Origin of the sequence: Pseudomonas sp. CCI1.1, assembly GCF_034348165.1 — a bacterium.
Taxonomy (GTDB): domain Bacteria; phylum Pseudomonadota; class Gammaproteobacteria; order Pseudomonadales; family Pseudomonadaceae; genus Aquipseudomonas; species Aquipseudomonas paracarnis.
Map to the genome: position 1 here is coordinate 607580 of NZ_CP133780.1, position 17123 is coordinate 624702.

15 protein-coding genes are annotated in these 17123 nt (G+C 60.3%); 5 read left to right on the plus strand and 10 right to left on the minus strand.

What is annotated here, in order from left to right; translation table 11 throughout:
* Window positions 1-60 precede the first annotated feature (60 nt).
* Window positions 61-1098 carry an Ldh family oxidoreductase gene (locus RHM69_RS02685; protein WP_020301093.1) on the plus strand — a complete coding sequence of 346 codons (1038 nt, stop codon included), beginning with the start codon at window positions 61-63 and terminating at the stop codon, window positions 1096-1098.
* A gap of 33 nt (window positions 1099-1131) precedes the next feature.
* On the opposite strand, the gene RHM69_RS02690 is transcribed toward RHM69_RS02685, so the two are convergent.
* Window positions 1132-1452, minus strand: coding sequence for a DUF883 family protein (locus tag RHM69_RS02690; protein WP_019817806.1), 321 nt, complete (start codon window positions 1450-1452; stop codon window positions 1132-1134).
* 164 nt (window positions 1453-1616) lie between these two features.
* On the opposite strand from RHM69_RS02690, the gene RHM69_RS02695 reads away from it, so the two are divergent.
* On the plus strand, window positions 1617-1871 hold the full coding sequence (locus RHM69_RS02695) for a hypothetical protein (protein ID WP_003190904.1): 255 nt from the start codon (window positions 1617-1619) through the stop codon (window positions 1869-1871).
* Here RHM69_RS02695 and RHM69_RS02700 read toward each other — a convergent pair.
* On the minus strand, window positions 1843-2763 hold the full coding sequence (locus tag RHM69_RS02700; RefSeq protein WP_014718732.1) for a LysR family transcriptional regulator: 921 nt from the start codon (window positions 2761-2763) through the stop codon (window positions 1843-1845). The genes RHM69_RS02695 and RHM69_RS02700 overlap by 29 nt on opposite strands.
* Before the next feature lie 91 nt (window positions 2764-2854).
* Here RHM69_RS02700 and RHM69_RS02705 point away from each other — a divergent pair, with 91 nt between their 5' ends.
* On the plus strand, window positions 2855-3781 hold the full coding sequence (locus tag RHM69_RS02705) for a carbon-nitrogen hydrolase family protein (protein WP_019817808.1): 927 nt from the start codon (window positions 2855-2857) through the stop codon (window positions 3779-3781).
* A 56-nt stretch (window positions 3782-3837) separates the two neighbouring features.
* Here RHM69_RS02705 and RHM69_RS02710 read toward each other — a convergent pair whose 3' ends face one another.
* Together RHM69_RS02710 and RHM69_RS02715 are read right to left on the minus strand one after the other, a co-directional pair.
* Entirely contained in the window at window positions 3838-4299 is a 462-nt protein-coding gene (locus RHM69_RS02710) for an LEA type 2 family protein (RefSeq protein WP_014718730.1), read from the minus strand.
* Window positions 4300-4311: 12 nt separating this feature from the next.
* Window positions 4312-5742 carry a nucleobase:cation symporter-2 family protein gene (locus tag RHM69_RS02715; RefSeq protein WP_032901653.1) on the minus strand — a complete coding sequence of 477 codons (1431 nt, stop codon included), beginning with the start codon at window positions 5740-5742 and terminating at the stop codon, window positions 4312-4314.
* 233 nt (window positions 5743-5975) lie between these two features.
* Between RHM69_RS02715 and RHM69_RS02720 the strand changes: the two genes are divergently transcribed.
* The gene (locus RHM69_RS02720; protein WP_014718728.1) at window positions 5976-7601 is read left to right on the plus strand and encodes a methyl-accepting chemotaxis protein; all 1626 of its coding nucleotides are present in this window, start codon (window positions 5976-5978) and stop codon (window positions 7599-7601) included.
* A 318-nt stretch (window positions 7602-7919) separates the two neighbouring features.
* Here the strand turns inward: RHM69_RS02720 and RHM69_RS02725 are convergent, their stop codons facing one another.
* The 6 genes from RHM69_RS02725 to RHM69_RS02750 form a co-directional block, all read right to left on the minus strand.
* Window positions 7920-9221 (minus strand): IS4 family transposase, encoded by a 1302-nt coding sequence (locus RHM69_RS02725; protein ID WP_074059269.1) that lies wholly within the window; start codon window positions 9219-9221, stop codon window positions 7920-7922.
* 462 nt (window positions 9222-9683) lie between these two features.
* Complete coding sequence (locus RHM69_RS02730; protein ID WP_200600337.1) at window positions 9684-10661, minus strand: NAD(P)-dependent oxidoreductase; 978 nt, start codon at window positions 10659-10661, stop codon at window positions 9684-9686.
* Entirely contained in the window at window positions 10658-11950 is a 1293-nt protein-coding gene (locus RHM69_RS02735; protein ID WP_069558964.1) for an MFS transporter, read from the minus strand. The genes RHM69_RS02730 and RHM69_RS02735 overlap by 4 nt, the downstream gene beginning before the upstream one ends.
* A 45-nt stretch (window positions 11951-11995) precedes the next feature.
* Window positions 11996-12937 (minus strand): sugar kinase, encoded by a 942-nt coding sequence (locus tag RHM69_RS02740; protein WP_014718724.1) that lies wholly within the window; start codon window positions 12935-12937, stop codon window positions 11996-11998.
* Window positions 12930-13712, minus strand: a complete 783-nt coding sequence (locus RHM69_RS02745) for a sugar phosphate isomerase/epimerase family protein (RefSeq protein ID WP_200600339.1) — start codon at window positions 13710-13712, stop codon at window positions 12930-12932. The genes RHM69_RS02740 and RHM69_RS02745 overlap by 8 nt, the downstream gene beginning before the upstream one ends.
* Before the next feature lie 84 nt (window positions 13713-13796).
* Window positions 13797-14858: a LacI family DNA-binding transcriptional regulator gene (locus RHM69_RS02750; RefSeq protein ID WP_282377365.1), complete on the minus strand. Its 1062-nt coding sequence runs from the start codon at window positions 14856-14858 to the stop codon at window positions 13797-13799.
* A 248-nt stretch (window positions 14859-15106) separates the two neighbouring features.
* Between RHM69_RS02750 and RHM69_RS02755 the strand changes: the two genes are divergently transcribed.
* Entirely contained in the window at window positions 15107-17083 is a 1977-nt protein-coding gene (locus RHM69_RS02755) for a hypothetical protein (protein WP_322255472.1), read from the plus strand.
* The last annotated feature ends 40 nt before the right edge of the window (window positions 17084-17123 follow it).

Consider the following 17123-nt stretch of genomic DNA (forward strand, 5'->3'; position numbering starts at 1 on the left):
TAATCGAGGGTCTGGATGTCCCATTCGTTGCCCCTTCCAATCATAAAAACGGAGCTTCAAATGTCTGCGCAGTCCCCGACAGTTGCCACCGCTTGTGCCTCGATCCGCTTCGCTGAACTGGAGGAGTTACTTCATCAGGTGTTCGTTCGGCACGGCACATCGGCGCAGGTTGCTGCGATTCTTGCGCACAACTGCGCAAGTGCCGAGCGTGACGGTGCCCACAGTCACGGTATTTTTCGCATCCCCGGTTACCTTTCGACGCTGGCCAGTGGATGGGTCAACGGCACCGCCGTCCCCAGCGTGACCGATGTGGCCTCAGGCTTTGTGCGCGTCGATGCGGGCAATGGTTTTGCCCAGCCGGCCCTGGCGGCGGCGCGCCCGTTGCTGGTGGAGAAGGCACGCAGCGCCGGCATCGCGTTGCTGGCAATCCATAACTCCCATCACTTTGCTGCCCTGTGGCCGGACGTCGAGCCGTTTGCCGAGGAGGGGCTGGTGGCACTCAGCGTGGTCAACAGCATGACCTGCGTGGTGCCCCACGGCGCGGATCGTCCGTTGTTCGGCACCAACCCCATCGCGTTTGCGGCGCCCCGGGCCGACGGTGCGCCGATTGTGTTTGACCTGGCCACCAGCGCCATCGCCCATGGCGACGTGCAAATCGCCGCGCGCAAAGGCGAGCGGTTGCCACCGGGCATGGGCGTCGATAGCCTCGGGCAGCCGACCCAGGACCCTAAAGCCATTCTGGAAGGCGGCGCACTGTTGCCATTTGGCGGGCACAAGGGTTCGGCACTGTCGATGATGGTGGAGTTGCTGGCGGCAGCGTTGACGGGCGGCAACTTCTCTTTTGAATTCGATTGGACGGACCACCCAGGCGCGCGCACGCCGTGGACAGGCCAGCTTCTGATCGTGATCGACCCGAGTAAAACCGCTGGGCAAAGCTTCGCCCAACGCAGCCAGGAGCTGGTGCGGCAGATGCATGCGGCGGGGTTGCGTCGATTGCCGGGGGACCGACGCCATCGTACGCGGGCGAAGTCGCAGGAAACCGGGATCGAACTGGACGCGCAGGCGTTGCGCGAGTTGAGGGCGTTGGCGGCGGGGTGAAACAGGCTGCGCGGGGGGCGCAGCCTGAATGGATCAGTTACGGCGACCCAGCAACAGGCCGACCACCAGGCCAAAGCCTGCGGAAATGGCCACGGTCTGCCATGGGTGCCCGCCGATGTAAGTCTCGGTGGCATCCACGACCGGCTTGCTGCGTTCACGCACATTGGACACCGATTCCAGGGCTTGCTTGAGTTTGATGGCAACCTGCTCGCGCAGGGTTTCACCTTCCTCGCCCACCAGGGATGCGCTGCTTTTGAGCAGTTTGTCCGACTCTTCGATCAACGCGCTCAGTTCGCTGAACGCTTGGTCCTTGATTTGATCTTCGACAGCTTGGGCGGCGGTTTTGCGGGCCATTGAGTGACTCCTTGCAGGTGGATGTGGCAGTGAACAATGGAGTATCGGGGGGAGGCAAAAGTTGCAGTTTTTTTCCCCATGCGCTCATCCGAGGCAAAATCCGGATCGGGAACTTTGGGCCTACAGTGTAAGATGTCACCTATTTGTGCAGCAGGTAATTCAACATGAGCTTCAATCTCGCCAACAAGACCCTCGCCGAACGCGCCGAGCTGGAAGATGAAAAGTCGCGCCTCTACGACCTGTGGCAAACCAACCTGGGCAAGGCCAAGGGCGAAGCCGCGCGCTTGTTCGGTGAGCGCGCCAAGCGCAAGGGCAAGTGGGCCGAATGGGTGCGTGCCGAACTCGACGGCATGTCGCCGCCGGAGTTTTCCAACATGGTGCGCAGTGAAGTCAACAAGCTGATGGCGGCGGCGAAGTAAAGCACGCCACAATCGCTTCGCGTACCTTGAGCAACAGCGGGTCCAACTGAGCCTGGGTGCGCCAGCCCAACTCCACCGGGTAATGCGGTAGCGCCAGCGGGCAGGGCAGCACGCGCAGGCCGGTCATTTGCGCAATGGCGTGGGCTGCATGCCCGGGAATGGTTGCCACGGCGGTGCTGCCTTGGAGCAGATACGGCAGCGCGGCAAAGTGGCTGGTGGACGCACACACGTGGCGGCGCAGCCCGTGGGCGGCCAAACCTTCATCGGTAATGCCGATAAACCCGCCTGACGACACCAATACATGTTCCCGTGTGACAAACCCCTGCAGGTCGATAGCCTCCTGGCCCGGCGCCAGGCTATGGGGGTCTACCAGGCAACGATAGTCACCTTCCCCCAGCACCTGTCGGCTCAGCCTGCGCTCGGTAAAACCGCCGGCGGTAATGGCCAGGTCCAGCGTGCGGTCGAGCAGGGCGGCGGCGACGATCTGGCTGTAGGTCTGGCGAAAGATCACCCGTAGTTTGGGCAGGCGCAGTGCGATGGCCTCCATCAGGCTTCGGCCATAAGCAATCTCGAAGTCATCCGACAGCCCCAGCACCACCGAGCGGCCCTCGTAGTGCGGGTTTTGCGGGCTGATCATCGCCAGGCTCTGGCGGCAGCGATCCAATGCCTCACTGATCACCGGTTTCAACTGATTGGCTCGCAATGTGGGCGCCAGGCCGCGTCCGGTGCGCACGAACAAAGGGTCGCCGTACAGCTCACGCAAGCGCCGTAGGCCCGCGCTGATCGCCGACTGCGTCACACCCAGTCGCAGCGCCGCACGGCTGGCACTGGACTCGTCGTGCAGGGCTTCGAAGGTTTTGAGCAGGTTGAGGTCAACCTGGGCGATATTCATTTGGCTCATATCATTTAGCACTGAGGTGGGCTTTATTCATGATCGAGTCTGGCCAGAGAATGGGCAACCCCTATCTATCGGAGTAAGCCTGATGCCCGTATCGACTGTCGCAGCCCTGCAAATCGGCGCCTTGCCTGGCGGCAAGGCTGACACCCTGGCGCAGATCCTGGCCTATGAGGATCAAATCCAGCGCAGTGGCGCGCACTTGGTGGTCATGCCCGAGGCGTTGCTGGGCGGCTATCCCAAGGGCGAAAGCTTTGGCACGCAGTTGGGCTATCGCCTGCCCGAGGGCCGGGAAGCCTTTGCGCGGTATTTTGCCAACGCCATCGACGTACCGGGGCCAGAAACCGAGGCGCTGGCCGGGATGTCGGCGCGTACCGGTGCCAGCCTGGTGCTGGGCGTGATTGAACGCAGTGGCAGTACGCTGTATTGCAGCGTGTTGTATTTCGAACCCTCGGGCGGCCTGGTGGCCAAGCATCGCAAGCTGATGCCGACCGGCACCGAGCGGCTGATCTGGGGCAAGGGCGACGGCTCGACCCTGCCGGTGATTGACACCGCGGTTGGGCGTATCGGCGGCGCGGTGTGCTGGGAAAACATGATGCCGTTGCTGCGCACCGCGATGTACGCCAAGGGCGTCCAGGTGTGGTGTGCACCCACCGTGGACGAGCGCGACATGTGGCAGGTGAGCATGCGCCATATTGCCCATGAAGGGCGTTGCTTTGTGGTCAGCGCCTGCCAGGTGCAGGCATCGCCTGAAGCCTTGGGTGTGGAGGTTGCCAACTGGCCGGTGGACCGTCCGTTGATTGCCGGCGGCAGCGTGATCGTTGGACCCATGGGCGATATTCTGGCGGGGCCGTTGGTGGGCGAAGCGGGTTTGTTGACGGCGCAGATCGATACTGATCAGTTGGTGCGGGCCCGCTACGACTACGACGTAGTGGGGCATTACGCCCGGCCGGATATTTTTGAATTGGTGGTCGACGAGCGCGCCAAGCCAGGCGTTCGCTATATCACTGACTGAACGCAATCAACCTGTGGGAGCAGGCAAGTCAGCTCCCACATGTGGTTTTCAGCCACTTACCAGGTGGCAGTGTTCGGTAAGTCCAGGGTGCCACGCTCCACAAAACGCATGGTGCCAAACAGGCCACCCGCCAATTTTCCGCGCAGCACGTAGGGCAGGTTGTTCAGGCTTTGGGTCTGGCTAAGGCCCAGGGTCTGGCGCAACACCGAAAACGCCGAAACGCTGACCGGCACCATCAGTACGGTTTCAGAAAAGCGTGGGATGCTCCCAGCCTGATCGCTGACGCCAGAAGCGAGTGGCCGGCCATTGACCTCCAGATCCAGCGCCACGCCGTTGTAGTCGATTGCCGCTTCATTGGGGTTTTGCACCCGCAGCTTCACCGCAAAGCGCACTTCCAGGTCCTGGCTTTGCAGCGGCTCGATGCCCACCACATTGATGTTCACCGGGTCGCGGTTGGGGAACAGTGCGCAGGCGCTCAAGGTCAGCAGCAACAGCGATACAACCATGAGCTTGCGCATAAAGAAATGCTCCTACTTTTGGGTAACGTCCGGGTCCTGCATGACCTTGAGGGTAGAGGACTCCGGCTCGAATTCATCTTCTTCCAGCTCTATGAACTCTTCGGGCAGGAAAATGTTCAGCAGGATTGCACAGAATGCGCCCACGGTGATCGGCGATTCGAAGATGTTGTGCAGCGCCTTGGGCAGCTCGCGCAGCACTTCCGGCACGGCGGCGACGCCCAGGCCCATGCCTAGGGAAATCGCCACGATCAGCACATTACGTCGATGCAGGCCCGCTTCAGCGAGGATCTTGATGCCGGCCACGGCCACGGTGCCGAACATGATCAGAGTCGCGCCACCCAATACGGGCTTGGGCATCAGTTGCAGTACCGCGCCGATCATCGGAAACAGCCCCAGCAGCACCAGCAGGCCAGCAATGAAGTACGCCACGTAGCGGCTGGCCACGCCGGTCAATTGGATCACGCCGTTGTTCTGGGCAAAGGTCACCATCGGCAGGCTGTTGAACGTGGCGGCCATCGCCGAGTTGAGGCCGTCGGCCAGCAGGCCGGACTTGATGCGCTTGATGTACAGCGGGCCCTTGACCGGTTGCTGGGAAATCATCGAGTTGGCGGTCAGGTCACCGGCGGCTTCCAGGGGCGAAATCAGGAAGATCACCGCCACCGGGATAAACGCCACCCAGTCGAACGAGAAACCATATTTGAACGGCACGGGCACGCTGATCAGCGGTACTTGGGGCAGGGCGGCCATGTCGACGCGGCCCAGCAGCCACGCTACTACAAAGCCCAGGGTCAAACCGATCACGATCGAACCCAGGCGCAGAAACGGGTTGTTGAAGCGGTTGAGTACCACGATGGTCAGCAGCACCAACGCCGCCAGGCCCATGTTGCCCGCCGCGCCCAGATCGCTGGCGCCATAGCCGCCAGCCATGTCGGTGACTGCCACCTTGATCAGTGACAAGCCCATCAAGGTAATGATGGTGCCGGTGACCACCGGGGTGATCAGTTTGCGCAGTTTGCCGATGAATTGGCTGAGCACCACTTCGATAAACGCCGCGAAAAAGCAGATGCCAAAGATCGTCGAGAGGATCTCATCGGTGCCGCCGCCCCGGGCCTTGACCATAAACCCGGCGCTCAAAATCACACTGATAAAAGAAAAACTGGTGCCTTGCAGGCACAACAGCCCCGAACCCACCGGCCCGAAGGTGCGCGCCTGCACAAAGGTGCCGAGCCCCGAGACAAACAGCGCCATGCTCACCAGGTACGGCACTTCGCTTTCCAGCCCGAGTACGCCGCCGACGATCAGGGTGGGCGTGATGATTCCGACAAAACTCGCCAACACATGCTGCAACGCGGCAAAAATCGCGGCGGTGAAGTGCGGGCGATCTTCGAGGCCGTACATGAGGTCGGATTTATAGCGCGGGCGGGGGGCTTGAGCGTCAGACAAAATGATGGCTCGGGTCAGAAAATGGAGGCGCAGGATGCCAGAAAGTGCCAGGCGCCTGAAGTGTAAAAAAATATTTATAAAAACCCTGCGCTAAAGCCGTGGCCCAGCCGATATCAAGCATAGGCCCACACTACAACGACAACAGTGGTGACCAAGGTCTGGGCAGCGCGTTGACGCTGACGGATCGTTTCGCGGCAAGGACGCTCGCAAACACTACTTCTGAGAGCAGCCCTATGTCCCTCCGTCACCTGAATATTGCCCCTCGCGCGTTTATCGGTTTTGCCTTCATTGCGGTTCTGGTGGTGCTGCTGGGCGTGTTTGCGGTCAACCGCATGACGCAAATGCGCCAATCCTCCCAGGACATGAGCGCCAACCAACTGCCCAGCATGACCCACCTGGGCACCATCACCGAAAACGTGCTGCGCATGCGCATTCTGTCGTTTCGTGTGCTGGTCAACCGCGAGCCTGCCGCCTTGCAGGAAGCCGAGACCCGCATCGGTGTGTTGGCTGACAAGGTCAAGACCGCCCAGGCCAAATACGCCACGCTGCCTGCCGGCCCGGAGGAGGCAGCGCTGTACAAGACCTTTGGCGTGACCCTGGACAATTACCTCAAGGCCCAGGCCGAGATGGTGGCATTGTCCAAACAGGGCAAGGTCGATGAGATGCGCGCCCTGATCAACAGCCGTATCAAGGACGGCACTGACCAGATGGGCGAGCAACTGAACAAGCTGATTGCCATCAATGCGGCCGACGCCAAGCAGGCCGACGAGGATGCCGGGCAAAGCTACGAAGGCGCGATCACCGGTGTGGTGGCAGTCTCCGTGGTGGCGGCATTGCTCACCGTGCTGCTGGCCTGGTTGCTGACCCGCAGTATCGTGACCCCGTTGCGCAAGGCTGTGGAAGTGGCTGAAACCATTGCCGCCGGCAACCTGAGCAAAACCATCGAGGACGATGGCAAGGACGAACCGGCACGGTTGCTCAGTGCGCTGTCGACCATGCAAGCCAGCCTGCGCCAGACCATCCAGCACATCGCCGGTTCGGCCACGCAGCTCGCTTCGGCGGCGGAAGAGTTGAGCGCGGTCACCGAGGAAGCCTCCCGTGGCCTGCAACAGCAGAACAATGAAATTGACCAGGCCGCCACGGCCGTCAATGAGATGACGGCGGCAGTGGAGGAGGTGGCGCGTAACGCGGTTTCCACCTCCGAGGCGTCCGGGCAGTCCAACCAGGCCGCGCGGGAAGGCCGTGATCGGGTAATGGAAACCGTCGGCGCGATCCAGACCATGACCCAGGACGTACAGAATACCTCCGCGATGATTGAAGGCCTGGCCGCTCAGGGCCGGGATATCGGCAAGGTGCTGGATGTGATCCGTGCGATTGCCGAGCAAACCAACCTGCTGGCGCTCAACGCGGCGATTGAAGCCGCCCGTGCCGGCGAGGCCGGACGTGGCTTTGCGGTGGTCGCCGATGAAGTGCGCGCCCTGGCCCATCGCACCGCGCAGTCGACCCAGGAAATCGAGAAAATGGTCGCCGGCATCCAGAACGGTACCGGTGAGGCGGTGCAGTCCATGCAACAGAGCAACCAGCGCAGCCAGACCACCCTGGAAATGGCACGCGCAGCCGGCGCCTCACTGGAGCAGATCACGGCGTCTATCAGCCTGATCAACGAACGCAACCTGGTGATTGCCAGCGCGTCGGAAGAACAGGCCCAGGTCTCCCGCGAGGTGGACCGCAACCTGGTCAACATCCGTGACTTGGCCACCCAGTCGGCGGCGGGCGCCAACCAGACCAGCGCGGCCAGCCATGAGCTGTCGAGGTTGGCGGTGGATTTGAATGGGATGGTGGCCAGGTTCGTCGTCTAACAGCCGCCACAAAACCCTGTGGGAGCTGGCTTGCCTGCGATAGCAATCTTACAGTCAGCACATCATGGGTTGGCTTACCGCTATCGCAGCATAGGGATCTACACAACTTGGGCCGGTGCTGACCTGTGGCGAGGGCGCTTGCTCCCGTGACGGACTGACAGCCGACGCTGATCTAACTGACGCGCCGCAATCCAAATGTGGGAGCTGGCTTGCCTGCGATGGCGGCCTTACAGCCGACCAGGATGTTGGATCTGACCGCGTACATATCCGTTCCTGCGGTAACGGCCACCTATGGTTCCGCTCTTACAGCCAGCCCTTTCAAGGTCTTTTCGTCTTGGCAGCCTTGATTATCCGGTCCGTTGAAACATGCGCATTCACCGCGGTGCCTTTAACCCATGTTTTGGGCTTGGGTACCTTGGGGCCACGGGGGCTTTTCGCAACTTGTTTAGGTTGGATATTTCTGGCAAGCGCCAATAAGTGCTGAGCCAGTTTTTCCAACGGAATGACAGGAAAATGTTCCGAGGGCAGCGCAATCTGCATTCCCTCATATCCACTCCTGACCTGAACCGCTAAATGGTAAATCGAGGCTTCCCATCCTTCAGGCTGGGTATCCCGATGAGCTTGTTCAACACTGCGTTTGAGAACAGCCAGGACGTTGTAAGCCAATACCGCCGTTGCAAACCCCAGTAAGGCAGCCTTTGGGCTGCCAAGGGTTTCGATCTCACTTTCCAGGATCGCTTCCAGTCGCTGGAACATACCTTCAATGCTCCAGCGGCGGCGATACAGTTCGGCGATCTGTTGCGCACTGACGCTCTCAGGCAGGTTGCTCCAGAACATCAAGCTGCTGTCGCCGGAGTCCGTTGGCGAATGAAGCGTCAGTTCGACACGCCGACATTGGTAACCGCCTTTGACCTGGATGATCTGCTCACGCACAGTGCCAGTTTCCACAGGTACTGGCTCTTGCCACTCACCCTCTTGAATCAAGCGTGGATGCTTGGCTTGCTGACGAATGACAAAGCAAGTTTGGACTTGCTCACAAGCCTCCATAACCGGGAGCGTGCAATAAAGCCGGTCAGCCAGCCACACTTGGCCTGGCTCGGCATTGGCCAATAAAGGCAGCACACAAACGCGCTCGCTTGCGTAGGCATCCTCACACGCCTGAAGGTCGACGACCTGATCCAGATCGGGATCGTATGCAACAACCGAAAAACCGGGACGAGCGGCGCCGCGCTCGTTGCGTAAAGCTCCCAGACGTTTTTCAGTGGATGCCAGGTGATTACCGTCCACTACCCGAACCTGCCAACCCGGCAGCATCGCCGTGCAGCCCAGCTCCCGGATGGTTGGAGCCAGGCGCTGTGCACAGCCCGTAATCAGGGCGCGCAACAGAGCAGGCTCGGTACGACTGATCTTGTCGTAGAGAGCCGCCAGGCTGACCGGAAGGTCCTCCAGTTGTCGCGCGGCGGCGTGCAGAGATGGCTTCAAGCCCAATGAAACAAGGGACATTAGCTTGATGATGGTCGAGAACAATAGCTCACGAGAATACTGCCGTTGCCGGTGTTCTTCGAAAACCTGATCAATCCACTCGGGGGCAATAGCCTGCTGCAGCGCCAGTTTGGCCATGACACTGGCAGGTGCTTTTTTTTCGAAACGCGCTAGAACTTCCGCCCACATCGTTTAGGTACCCCCTGAATGAATTTCAGGGGATTTTACAGAAGACCTTGAAAGGGCTGGCTCTTACAGCGGGTCACTTTTGGAAAGGCCCAAAAGTAACCAAAAGGCCTTCGCCCCACCACTCGGCACCTCGCCTAGGCTCGGTGTGCCCGAACGCAGGCTTGAATTCGTGGGCCGCCGCCACGCGCCATCCATGGCGCGGGGCGGCTAACCCGGCGTCCTGCCGGGTTGCCCACGACTTCAAGCCTGCGTTCGGCCAGCGTGGTTTGACGGGGCGCTTCAGATCAAAAGCCAGATCAAGATCAAGAGCGGCTCGCTTAGCATCGTGGTTACCGTCGATCGCTTCAGAGTTGTGTAGATACCTATGGCTATCGCAGGCAAGCCAGCTTCCACCTTTGCTCTTGTGTTGTGTCAGTGCCGCCATGCCCCTGGATTCACCAGGTTTACCGGCTTTTCGCCAGCCAGTGCCGCCAACAGATTATCCACCGCACACTTGGCCATCGCCTCCCGCGTCTCATGGGTGGCCGAGCCGATATGCGGCGTAGCCACCACATTGTTCAACCGCAACAACGGCGACGCGTGATCCAGCGGCTCCTTCTCAAACACGTCCAACCCCGCCGCGCGGATAGTGCGTTGCTGCAATGCTTGCACCAGTGCTGCCTCATCCACCACCTTGCCTCGGGAGATATTGATAAAGATCGTCTCTGGCCCCATCAGCGCAAACTCCTCGGCGCCAATCAACTTCTCGGTCTCAGCGGTCAACGGCAACGTCAGGCAGACAAAATTCGCTTCTTTGAGCAAGTCCTTGAGGCTTCGGTACTGCGCGCCAAAGCGCGCTTCAACCGCCGGCTTGGGCGAATGGCTGTGGTAGATCACCGGCATGCCGAAGCCAAAATGCCCGCGCTGGGCCAGGGCTTCGCCGATGCGGCCCATGCCGATGATGCCGAGGGTCTTGCCATGTACATCACTGCCAAAATGCGCCGGGCCGATGTTTTTGTTCCATTGCCCGGCGCGTACCATGTCGGCCAGTTCCACCACGCGCCGGGCGGTAGCCAGGATCAGCGCAAAGCCGGTGTCGGCGGTGGTTTCGGTGAGCACATCCGGGGTGTTGCTGAGCAGGATGCCGCGTTGGGTCAGGTAATCGATATCGTAGTTGTCGACGCCCACCGAGACGCTGGCTACTGCTTCCAGCTTGGGTGCCAGGTCGAGCAATCGGGCGTCCAGGCGCAGGCTTGCACCCAACAGGCCGTGGGCAGTGGGCAGTGCATCGCGCAGTTTGGCCAGGCCGGTCTCATCCAGTGCATCAATCAGCGTGACCTCGGCCTGCTCATGCAGGCGGGCCATCAGCGGCGCGGACAGTTTCTTGTACAACACAACGGACTTTTTCATGAGGTCTTTACCTTCAACTCCAGGGTTGGCGCCGGCGAGCGGTCACTGGCGCCGGGCTTGAGGAAAATCGTCAGCACCACCGAAAGCAGCAGCGCGCCGCTCATCAGCAGGTACGAAGCGCCGGGCGAGCCGGTGCTGCTGTTGAGGTAACCCACCAGATACGAGCCACCGAACGAGCCCAAGGCGCCCATGCTGTTGATCAGTGCCATGGCGCCACCGGCGACGTTGGCCGGCAGGATTTCCGGGACGATGGCGAAAAACGGGCCGTAGGGTGCATACATGCAGGCCCCGGCGATCACCAGCAGGGTGTAGGACCACCAGAAGTGTTCGGCGCCCAGCACGTAGGACGCGTAGAAAGCAATCGACGCAATCAATAGCGGCGGCCAGACAAAACGCTTACGTTTCTGCAGCTTGTCCGAACCCCAGGACACCACGAGCATGCCAATCACCGCCGCCAGGTAGGGCAGGGCCGAGAGCCAGCCGGCTTCGACCATGTCCATCTGCAAGCCGGCCTTGAGGATCGATGGCAGCCACAGCACGAAGCCATACACGCCAATGCTCCAGCAAAAGAACTGCAGGGCGAGGATGATCACCTTGGGCGAACGGAACGCCTCGGCGTAGTTCTTCACGGCCTTGATCCCCACCTGCTCGGCGGCCAGGGCGGTTTCCAGGCTGTGCTTTTCGGCATCGCTCAGCCACTGGGCATCCTTGGGACGCTCATCGGCCAACTTCCACCAGATAAACGCCCACAACACCGCCGGCAGGCCCTCGATGATGAACATCCAGCGCCAGCTGAAATGCTGCACCAGGTAGCCCGACACCACCGACATCCACAGCATGGTCACCGGGTTGCCAAGGATCAGGAAAGTGTTGGCCCGCGAGCGTTCGGCACGGGTGAACCAGTGGCACAGGTACACCAGCATGGCCGGCATCACGGCCGCCTCGACCACCCCAAGCATGAAGCGGATGACGATCAGCATGTAGGCGTTGGACACCACGCCGGTCAGCGTCGCCAGGCCGCCCCACAGGATCAGGCTGACGAAGATCAGTTTCTTGACGCTGCGCTTTTGCGCATAGATCGCCCCCGGCACCTGAAAGAAAAAGTAGCCGAGGAAAAACAGCGCGCCAAGCAGCGAGGACATACCCGGCGTGATCATCAGGTCCTCGGCCATCCCGGAGGCGGCGGCGAAGCCGTAGTTGGCGCGGTCCAGATAGGCCAGGCTGTAGGTGATAAACACGATAGGCATGATGTACCACCAACGGCGGGTGGCGAGTTTCACGGTTTCCATGGGGTTGCTCCTGAGCTTGTTGTAGTTGTGGCAACAGGTAATGGGTTACGCAACGGATCGAGTGGGTAATTCGGCGCGGGTCGGCAAACCCTCCATGTCGCCACGGCTCTGCACAGCGCGGCTGCCGATCCAGTTAGCGCGCTGGACCGCCTCGGGGAAGCTTGAGTTTTCCAGCAGGGCGCTGATCATCCCCACGGCAAAGCCATCGCCGGCACCCACGGTATCCACCACCTTGGCTACCGGTACGGCGGCGACAAAACCCTGGTCCATATGAGTGCGGTAATAGGCGCCCTCCGAGCCGAGTTTGATCGCCACGGCTTCGGCGCCCTGGTCGAGATAGAACGCGGCGATGTCTTGCGGGTCGTCAAAACCAGTGAGCAGGCGACCTTCGCCCAGGCCCGGCAGGACCCAGTCGGCCAAAGCGGCAAGCGCATTGATCTCGCGGATCATCTGCGCCTGGCTGGCCCATAGGGACGGGCGCAGGTTCGGGTCGAACGACACGCTGCGCCCGGCCTTGCGCATTTGCGCCATCAGCTCGAACGACAGTGCGCGAGTGGCATCGGACAGTGCTGGTGGAATGCCGGTGGCGTGTAGATGGCGGGCTTGCAGCAGCGTTGGGTGGATGGCCTCGATGGACAAGTGGCTGGCCGCCGAGCCTCTGCGAAAGTACTCCACTTGAGGATCTGCGCCCGCCTCTTCCCGGGATTTGAGTTGAAAGCCGGTAGGGTGCAGGGGGTCGACGGCCACATGGCGGCAATCGAGCCCCTCTTTGGTCAGGGTATCGACCACAAAACGTCCGAGGGAATCGTTACCCACGCGGCTCAGCCAGGCCACGTTGAACCCCAGGCGCGACAGGCCGATAGCGACGTTGCTGTCGGCGCCGGCAATGCGTTTGTGAAACTGCCCGACCTGGGCCAGGTCGCCGGTCTGTTCGGCGACAAACATCGCCATGGTTTCGCCAAACGAGAGGATATCGATCTCAGACATGGGCGTTCTCCACATGGTGTTGGCCAAGGCGGGCCAGGGTCGCGACCTGTTGTGCGGTAACCTCGATCAGGTCATCGCCCTGCAACGGAAATTCCACCGCGCGGGTAATACCTTGAGTCATGTGTTTGAGCAGTTGTTCCCACAGATGCACGTCGGTGGCGCCCGGCGGCAAGGCGACGAGCCTGCCATCGGCGCGACGGGCCACGGCCTTGCAGTGCAGGTAATCCACATGCCGACCCAGCAACCGCGCGGCGGTGAGCGCGGATTGGTCTTGCCACTGCCAGTTGCCGATGTCGAAGGTCATTTTCACCGGCACGCCGAGACGTTCGACTTCAGTGAAAAACCGTTGCATCGGTTCAATGCGCCCACCGTGCAGGGTCTGGTCGTTTTCCACCAGCAGCTTGACCGGGTGGCGGTTGAGCAGGGCGTGCAGGCTTTCTAGGTCGTTTGTGTCGGTGAAGTAGCCGAGCGAGACCTTCAGCCAGCCCGAGCCAAAGGCCTGGGCGCGGTCCAGCGTGGCGGCCAGCTCGGCATTGGGCTGGGCACGGCCGGCGACCCACAGCTCCAAGGGCGAGGAAAATACTGATTCCAGGCCTTGTTCTGCAGCGGCCAGGGCCAGCTCGGCCGGTTGCTCGGTGGTGAGCAATTCTTCGCGCCATTCAATGCGCTGGGCACCAGCGGCGCTCAGCAGCGCGACAAAACTCAATTGGCCCTGCTGGCGAACCAGGTCGGCGCCGTAGCTGGAAAGGCTGATGGAGACGGGGTATTTATGCATTGTTGTTTACCTCTGAAACCGGTTTCATTTTTATACGCAAAACAAAATGTGGGAGCGGGCTTGCTCGCGAAGGCGGTGTGTCAGTCAGCGCAAGAGTGGCTGATCTATCGCGTTCGCGAGCAAGCCCGCTCTCACAGGGGATTGTGTCGAGCCACGGATAATCAGCTCCGGTAAAAAATCCAGGGTGCGCGTGGGGGCGGTATCGCCGCGCAGGCGCTTGAGCAAACAGTCAAAGGCGCTGGCGCCAATTGCTTGCGTCGGTTGGGCGAGGGCGGTGATGCCGCTACCTACCAGCGGGTACCAGTCCAGGTCATCCAGGGCGATCAAGCCCACGTCGCCGAACAGCTCGCAACCCTGGGCCTTGAGTGCACGGGTGCAGGCCAGTGCTGCCACGCCGTTGGCGCAAAACAATGCCTTGGGGCCGGGTTTGGCGAGAAAGGCTTGCAAACGGTTTTCCAGTTCACCGTCCAGTTCCACCACGGCACCTTTCAACGCCGGGCGCTTGGCAATTTCGGTGTTGAAACTCTCCAGACGCTCCAAACGTGAACTGGTGCCATCGGTGGTCTCGCTTACCAGCAGCACGTCGCGGTAACCCTGTTGCTCCAGGTGTTCCACCGCCATGCGCACCGCCGCCGGGTTATCCAGGCCGACCAGGTCGCTGTGCAGCGGTTCGACCTTGCGGTCCACCAGCACCAGGGGCATTTCCCGTTGCAGTTCGAGCAGTTGGTCGAGGTGATGGCCCAGGGTGTTCACGATCAAGCCTTCGATGTTGTACGAGCGCAGCGCGGCCAGATGTTGGCGCTCCTGCTCGTCATCGCGGTCGGTGTTGCACACCACCAGGCTGTAGCCGTGCTGGCGGCAGGCGGTTTCGACGCCGTGCATCACCGCGATGGAATAAGGGTTGCGGATATCAGCCACCAGCATACCGATCAGGCGCGTGCGTCCACGTTTGAGACCGCGGGCCATCTGGTTGGGGCGATAACCGAGTTCGTCGATGGCCTGTTCGATGCGCAGGGCGATGGCATCGGAGAGCAGGGCGCGGTCATCGCCGATAAAGCGCGAGACGCTGGCTTTGGATACTCCGGCGCGCTGGGCGACGTCGAGCATGGTCACGCGGCTGCGCTGGGCGGCGGAGAATGGAGTCACGCTAAAGCCTTTCTTATTGGAGTTGGGAGAGACGCTGAAACCGGTTTCAGAAAACACCAAGTATAAGAAACCGTCAAGTTAATCTTCGACATTCAGACGCGGCAAGCTCGAGACAACTGACGAATGGCACTCGCAACCTGTTAGATCTGACAGTACCCAGAAAGGACGGTTTGGCGTTTACTTTTCCATAACTTGACGGGGGAGGACGGTTCTGTGAACCCGCCGTTAAAATTAAAAGAGGAAAGAACATGTCCATCTCAAAAGTGAGTCACCTTCCTGAAGCGACCAGTGGCGGTGTACTTGCGCTAGACCCGATGGACATCCCAGGTGTCGATCCTCTTGACCCAAACGGTCTCGTACCGGTCTCACTGACTCTTGCGCCTCTGTTGGTCAGGATACCTATGTGGCTCCCGGCGCCTGAACCATTGGATACACCCCACCGGGTGCAACTTCTCTGGGAGCGAGACGGTATTGAAAGGCAGGCTGATCTGAAGCTTATCGATGCCCCTCCTCCACCTCTGCCTGCGTTTGTGCCAATGCACGTGCCATTAGCCATGCTCAGAGAGCGTTCAGGCACTGTGAAACTGTTTTATCGCGTGATCGATTCCGAGGGACAACGCAGCGAGCTTGATCCAAAGGTCACGTTGACCATTGATTTGGAATCCCCGGAATTGCTCCGGCCTGATGACCAACTCAGCTTCGTGAATCCACCCGTCACAGGTGTTGATGAAGCCTATTTGGCGAGCAATGACCCGGTGCGCTTCAATATTCCGCCTTATCGGGGGCGTGAGCGAAATGATCGTATCGAAATGGTGCTATCCAATAGTCCGAACCCAGCTGCTGCTGCGCCGGACGGCGACTATGTACTGGTAGATGTTTCAGACCCGCTGGTCTGTGAGTTGCCAGCGGCTGCGTTTCGTCGCCTGAATAACGGCCCAGCCTATATCTTTTATCAAGTGTTCGACGAGGCCGGGAATTTCAGTACGCGTAGTGCCGGTTTACCGTTTTCACTCGATCTGATAGCAGGTCCAGATGTACCGCTGCCTGCACCCACTATCATGCCGCCGGCCTACGATGACAATATCATCAAGCGCGACGACGCCCGGGCCGCGGTGGTGCTGCTGATTGACCCCTATATCAATTGGGCCGCCGGAGATCACGCCCGGGCTTTTTGGGACGAGCGGCCGCTCGCAGATGTGCCGGTGTTCGACGGCGTCGTAACACAGGTACCGGTTCCCTGGGCCACTATGCGGGGGCCATCCCCAGTCCTGGTGGCAGAAGAGATCCGGATACGTTACGAAATCATCCGCGGTCTGACGATCTACCCGTCATACCGGCGTCGTATCAGCCAGGATTTCACGGTTGCCGGGCAAGACCATGCGGGTGCGCCCGCACTGCTAAACCCCGATCTACCGTTGGCTGAAGTACGTGGCCTGGTGTCAGATGAGGCCAATCTGGTTGACCTTCGCGACAAGGATGTAGGCGCCCGTGCCCGGGTGTTTCTCTATGACGACCCACAGCCAGGCCAGGTATTGAGATTCTTTTGGAATGGTATAGGGCCTGTGGCTACCAAGACAGTTCAAGTCGGGGAAGTCGCCGGCCAATTAGTATTCTCCAGTGTTATTCCATGGGCGGTGATGGAGGGCACTATTAACGCTTCGTTGCCTGTGCATTACACCACCGATAATGGGATTAACCAGCAACAGTCCCGACATACTGAAGTCGATGTTCATACCGGGCCGCTGCTGAGCTTTCCTACTCCGATTATTCAGCACACGCTGGTGGGTAGCACGGGTACGTTTCTCACCTGTTGCTCATCCCCAGAGATATTCGTCGGCGTGAGTTGGAAAGTTGTCGCTCATGGCGATTTTGATTTGAACGATGAAGTTCGATTTTTTACCCATGGCTATAACAATAACGGCTGGGATGACCCCGTGGTGGAGGACAGTCGATTTACTCAAGGCAAGACATTTGATACGCCGGCGGACTTGGTCAATGGGTTGGACTTTACAGTGACGCCTTTCGATCCAGTGGTGTATTCGCTGCGCCAGGAGAGTACTGCTGTCGCGTGGTATGAGGTGTGGCGTGGTGGGCGCAAAATCGGCGAATCCATCCTGCGGCGCTTCAGAGTTGACCTGGCTTATCCCGCAGGTGGTTACTGCCAGGCAGGCGACATTATTCAGTGTTCAAGTGACGGCGTGCCCACCCTGATAAAGAAAAGTTGATGACATCGGGGCAGGGCGTCTGAAATGAGCGGCGGGCACA

What these genes read in the sequence shown, in the direction of transcription:
- RHM69_RS02705 (WP_019817808.1), top strand. Translation starts at nt 2,855, where the DNA reads ATGCCCGTATCGACTGTCGCAGCCCTGCAAATCGGCGCCTTGCCTGGC.
- RHM69_RS02690 (WP_019817806.1), bottom strand. Translation starts at nt 1,452, where the DNA reads ATGGCCCGCAAAACCGCCGCCCAAGCTGTCGAAGATCAAATCAAGGAC.
- RHM69_RS02720 (WP_014718728.1), top strand. Translation starts at nt 5,976, where the DNA reads ATGTCCCTCCGTCACCTGAATATTGCCCCTCGCGCGTTTATCGGTTTT.
- RHM69_RS02710 (WP_014718730.1), bottom strand. Translation starts at nt 4,299, where the DNA reads ATGCGCAAGCTCATGGTTGTATCGCTGTTGCTGCTGACCTTGAGCGCC.
- RHM69_RS02725 (WP_074059269.1), bottom strand. Translation starts at nt 9,221, where the DNA reads ATGGCCAAACTGGCGCTGCAGCAGGCTATTGCCCCCGAGTGGATTGAT.
- RHM69_RS02745 (WP_200600339.1), bottom strand. Translation starts at nt 13,712, where the DNA reads ATGCATAAATACCCCGTCTCCATCAGCCTTTCCAGCTACGGCGCCGAC.
- RHM69_RS02730 (WP_200600337.1), bottom strand. Translation starts at nt 10,661, where the DNA reads ATGAAAAAGTCCGTTGTGTTGTACAAGAAACTGTCCGCGCCGCTGATG.
- RHM69_RS02695 (WP_003190904.1), top strand. Translation starts at nt 1,617, where the DNA reads ATGAGCTTCAATCTCGCCAACAAGACCCTCGCCGAACGCGCCGAGCTG.
- RHM69_RS02755 (WP_322255472.1), top strand. Translation starts at nt 15,107, where the DNA reads ATGTCCATCTCAAAAGTGAGTCACCTTCCTGAAGCGACCAGTGGCGGT.
- RHM69_RS02735 (WP_069558964.1), bottom strand. Translation starts at nt 11,950, where the DNA reads ATGGAAACCGTGAAACTCGCCACCCGCCGTTGGTGGTACATCATGCCT.
- RHM69_RS02685 (WP_020301093.1), top strand. Translation starts at nt 61, where the DNA reads ATGTCTGCGCAGTCCCCGACAGTTGCCACCGCTTGTGCCTCGATCCGC.
- RHM69_RS02700 (WP_014718732.1), bottom strand. Translation starts at nt 2,763, where the DNA reads ATGAATATCGCCCAGGTTGACCTCAACCTGCTCAAAACCTTCGAAGCC.
- RHM69_RS02740 (WP_014718724.1), bottom strand. Translation starts at nt 12,937, where the DNA reads ATGTCTGAGATCGATATCCTCTCGTTTGGCGAAACCATGGCGATGTTT.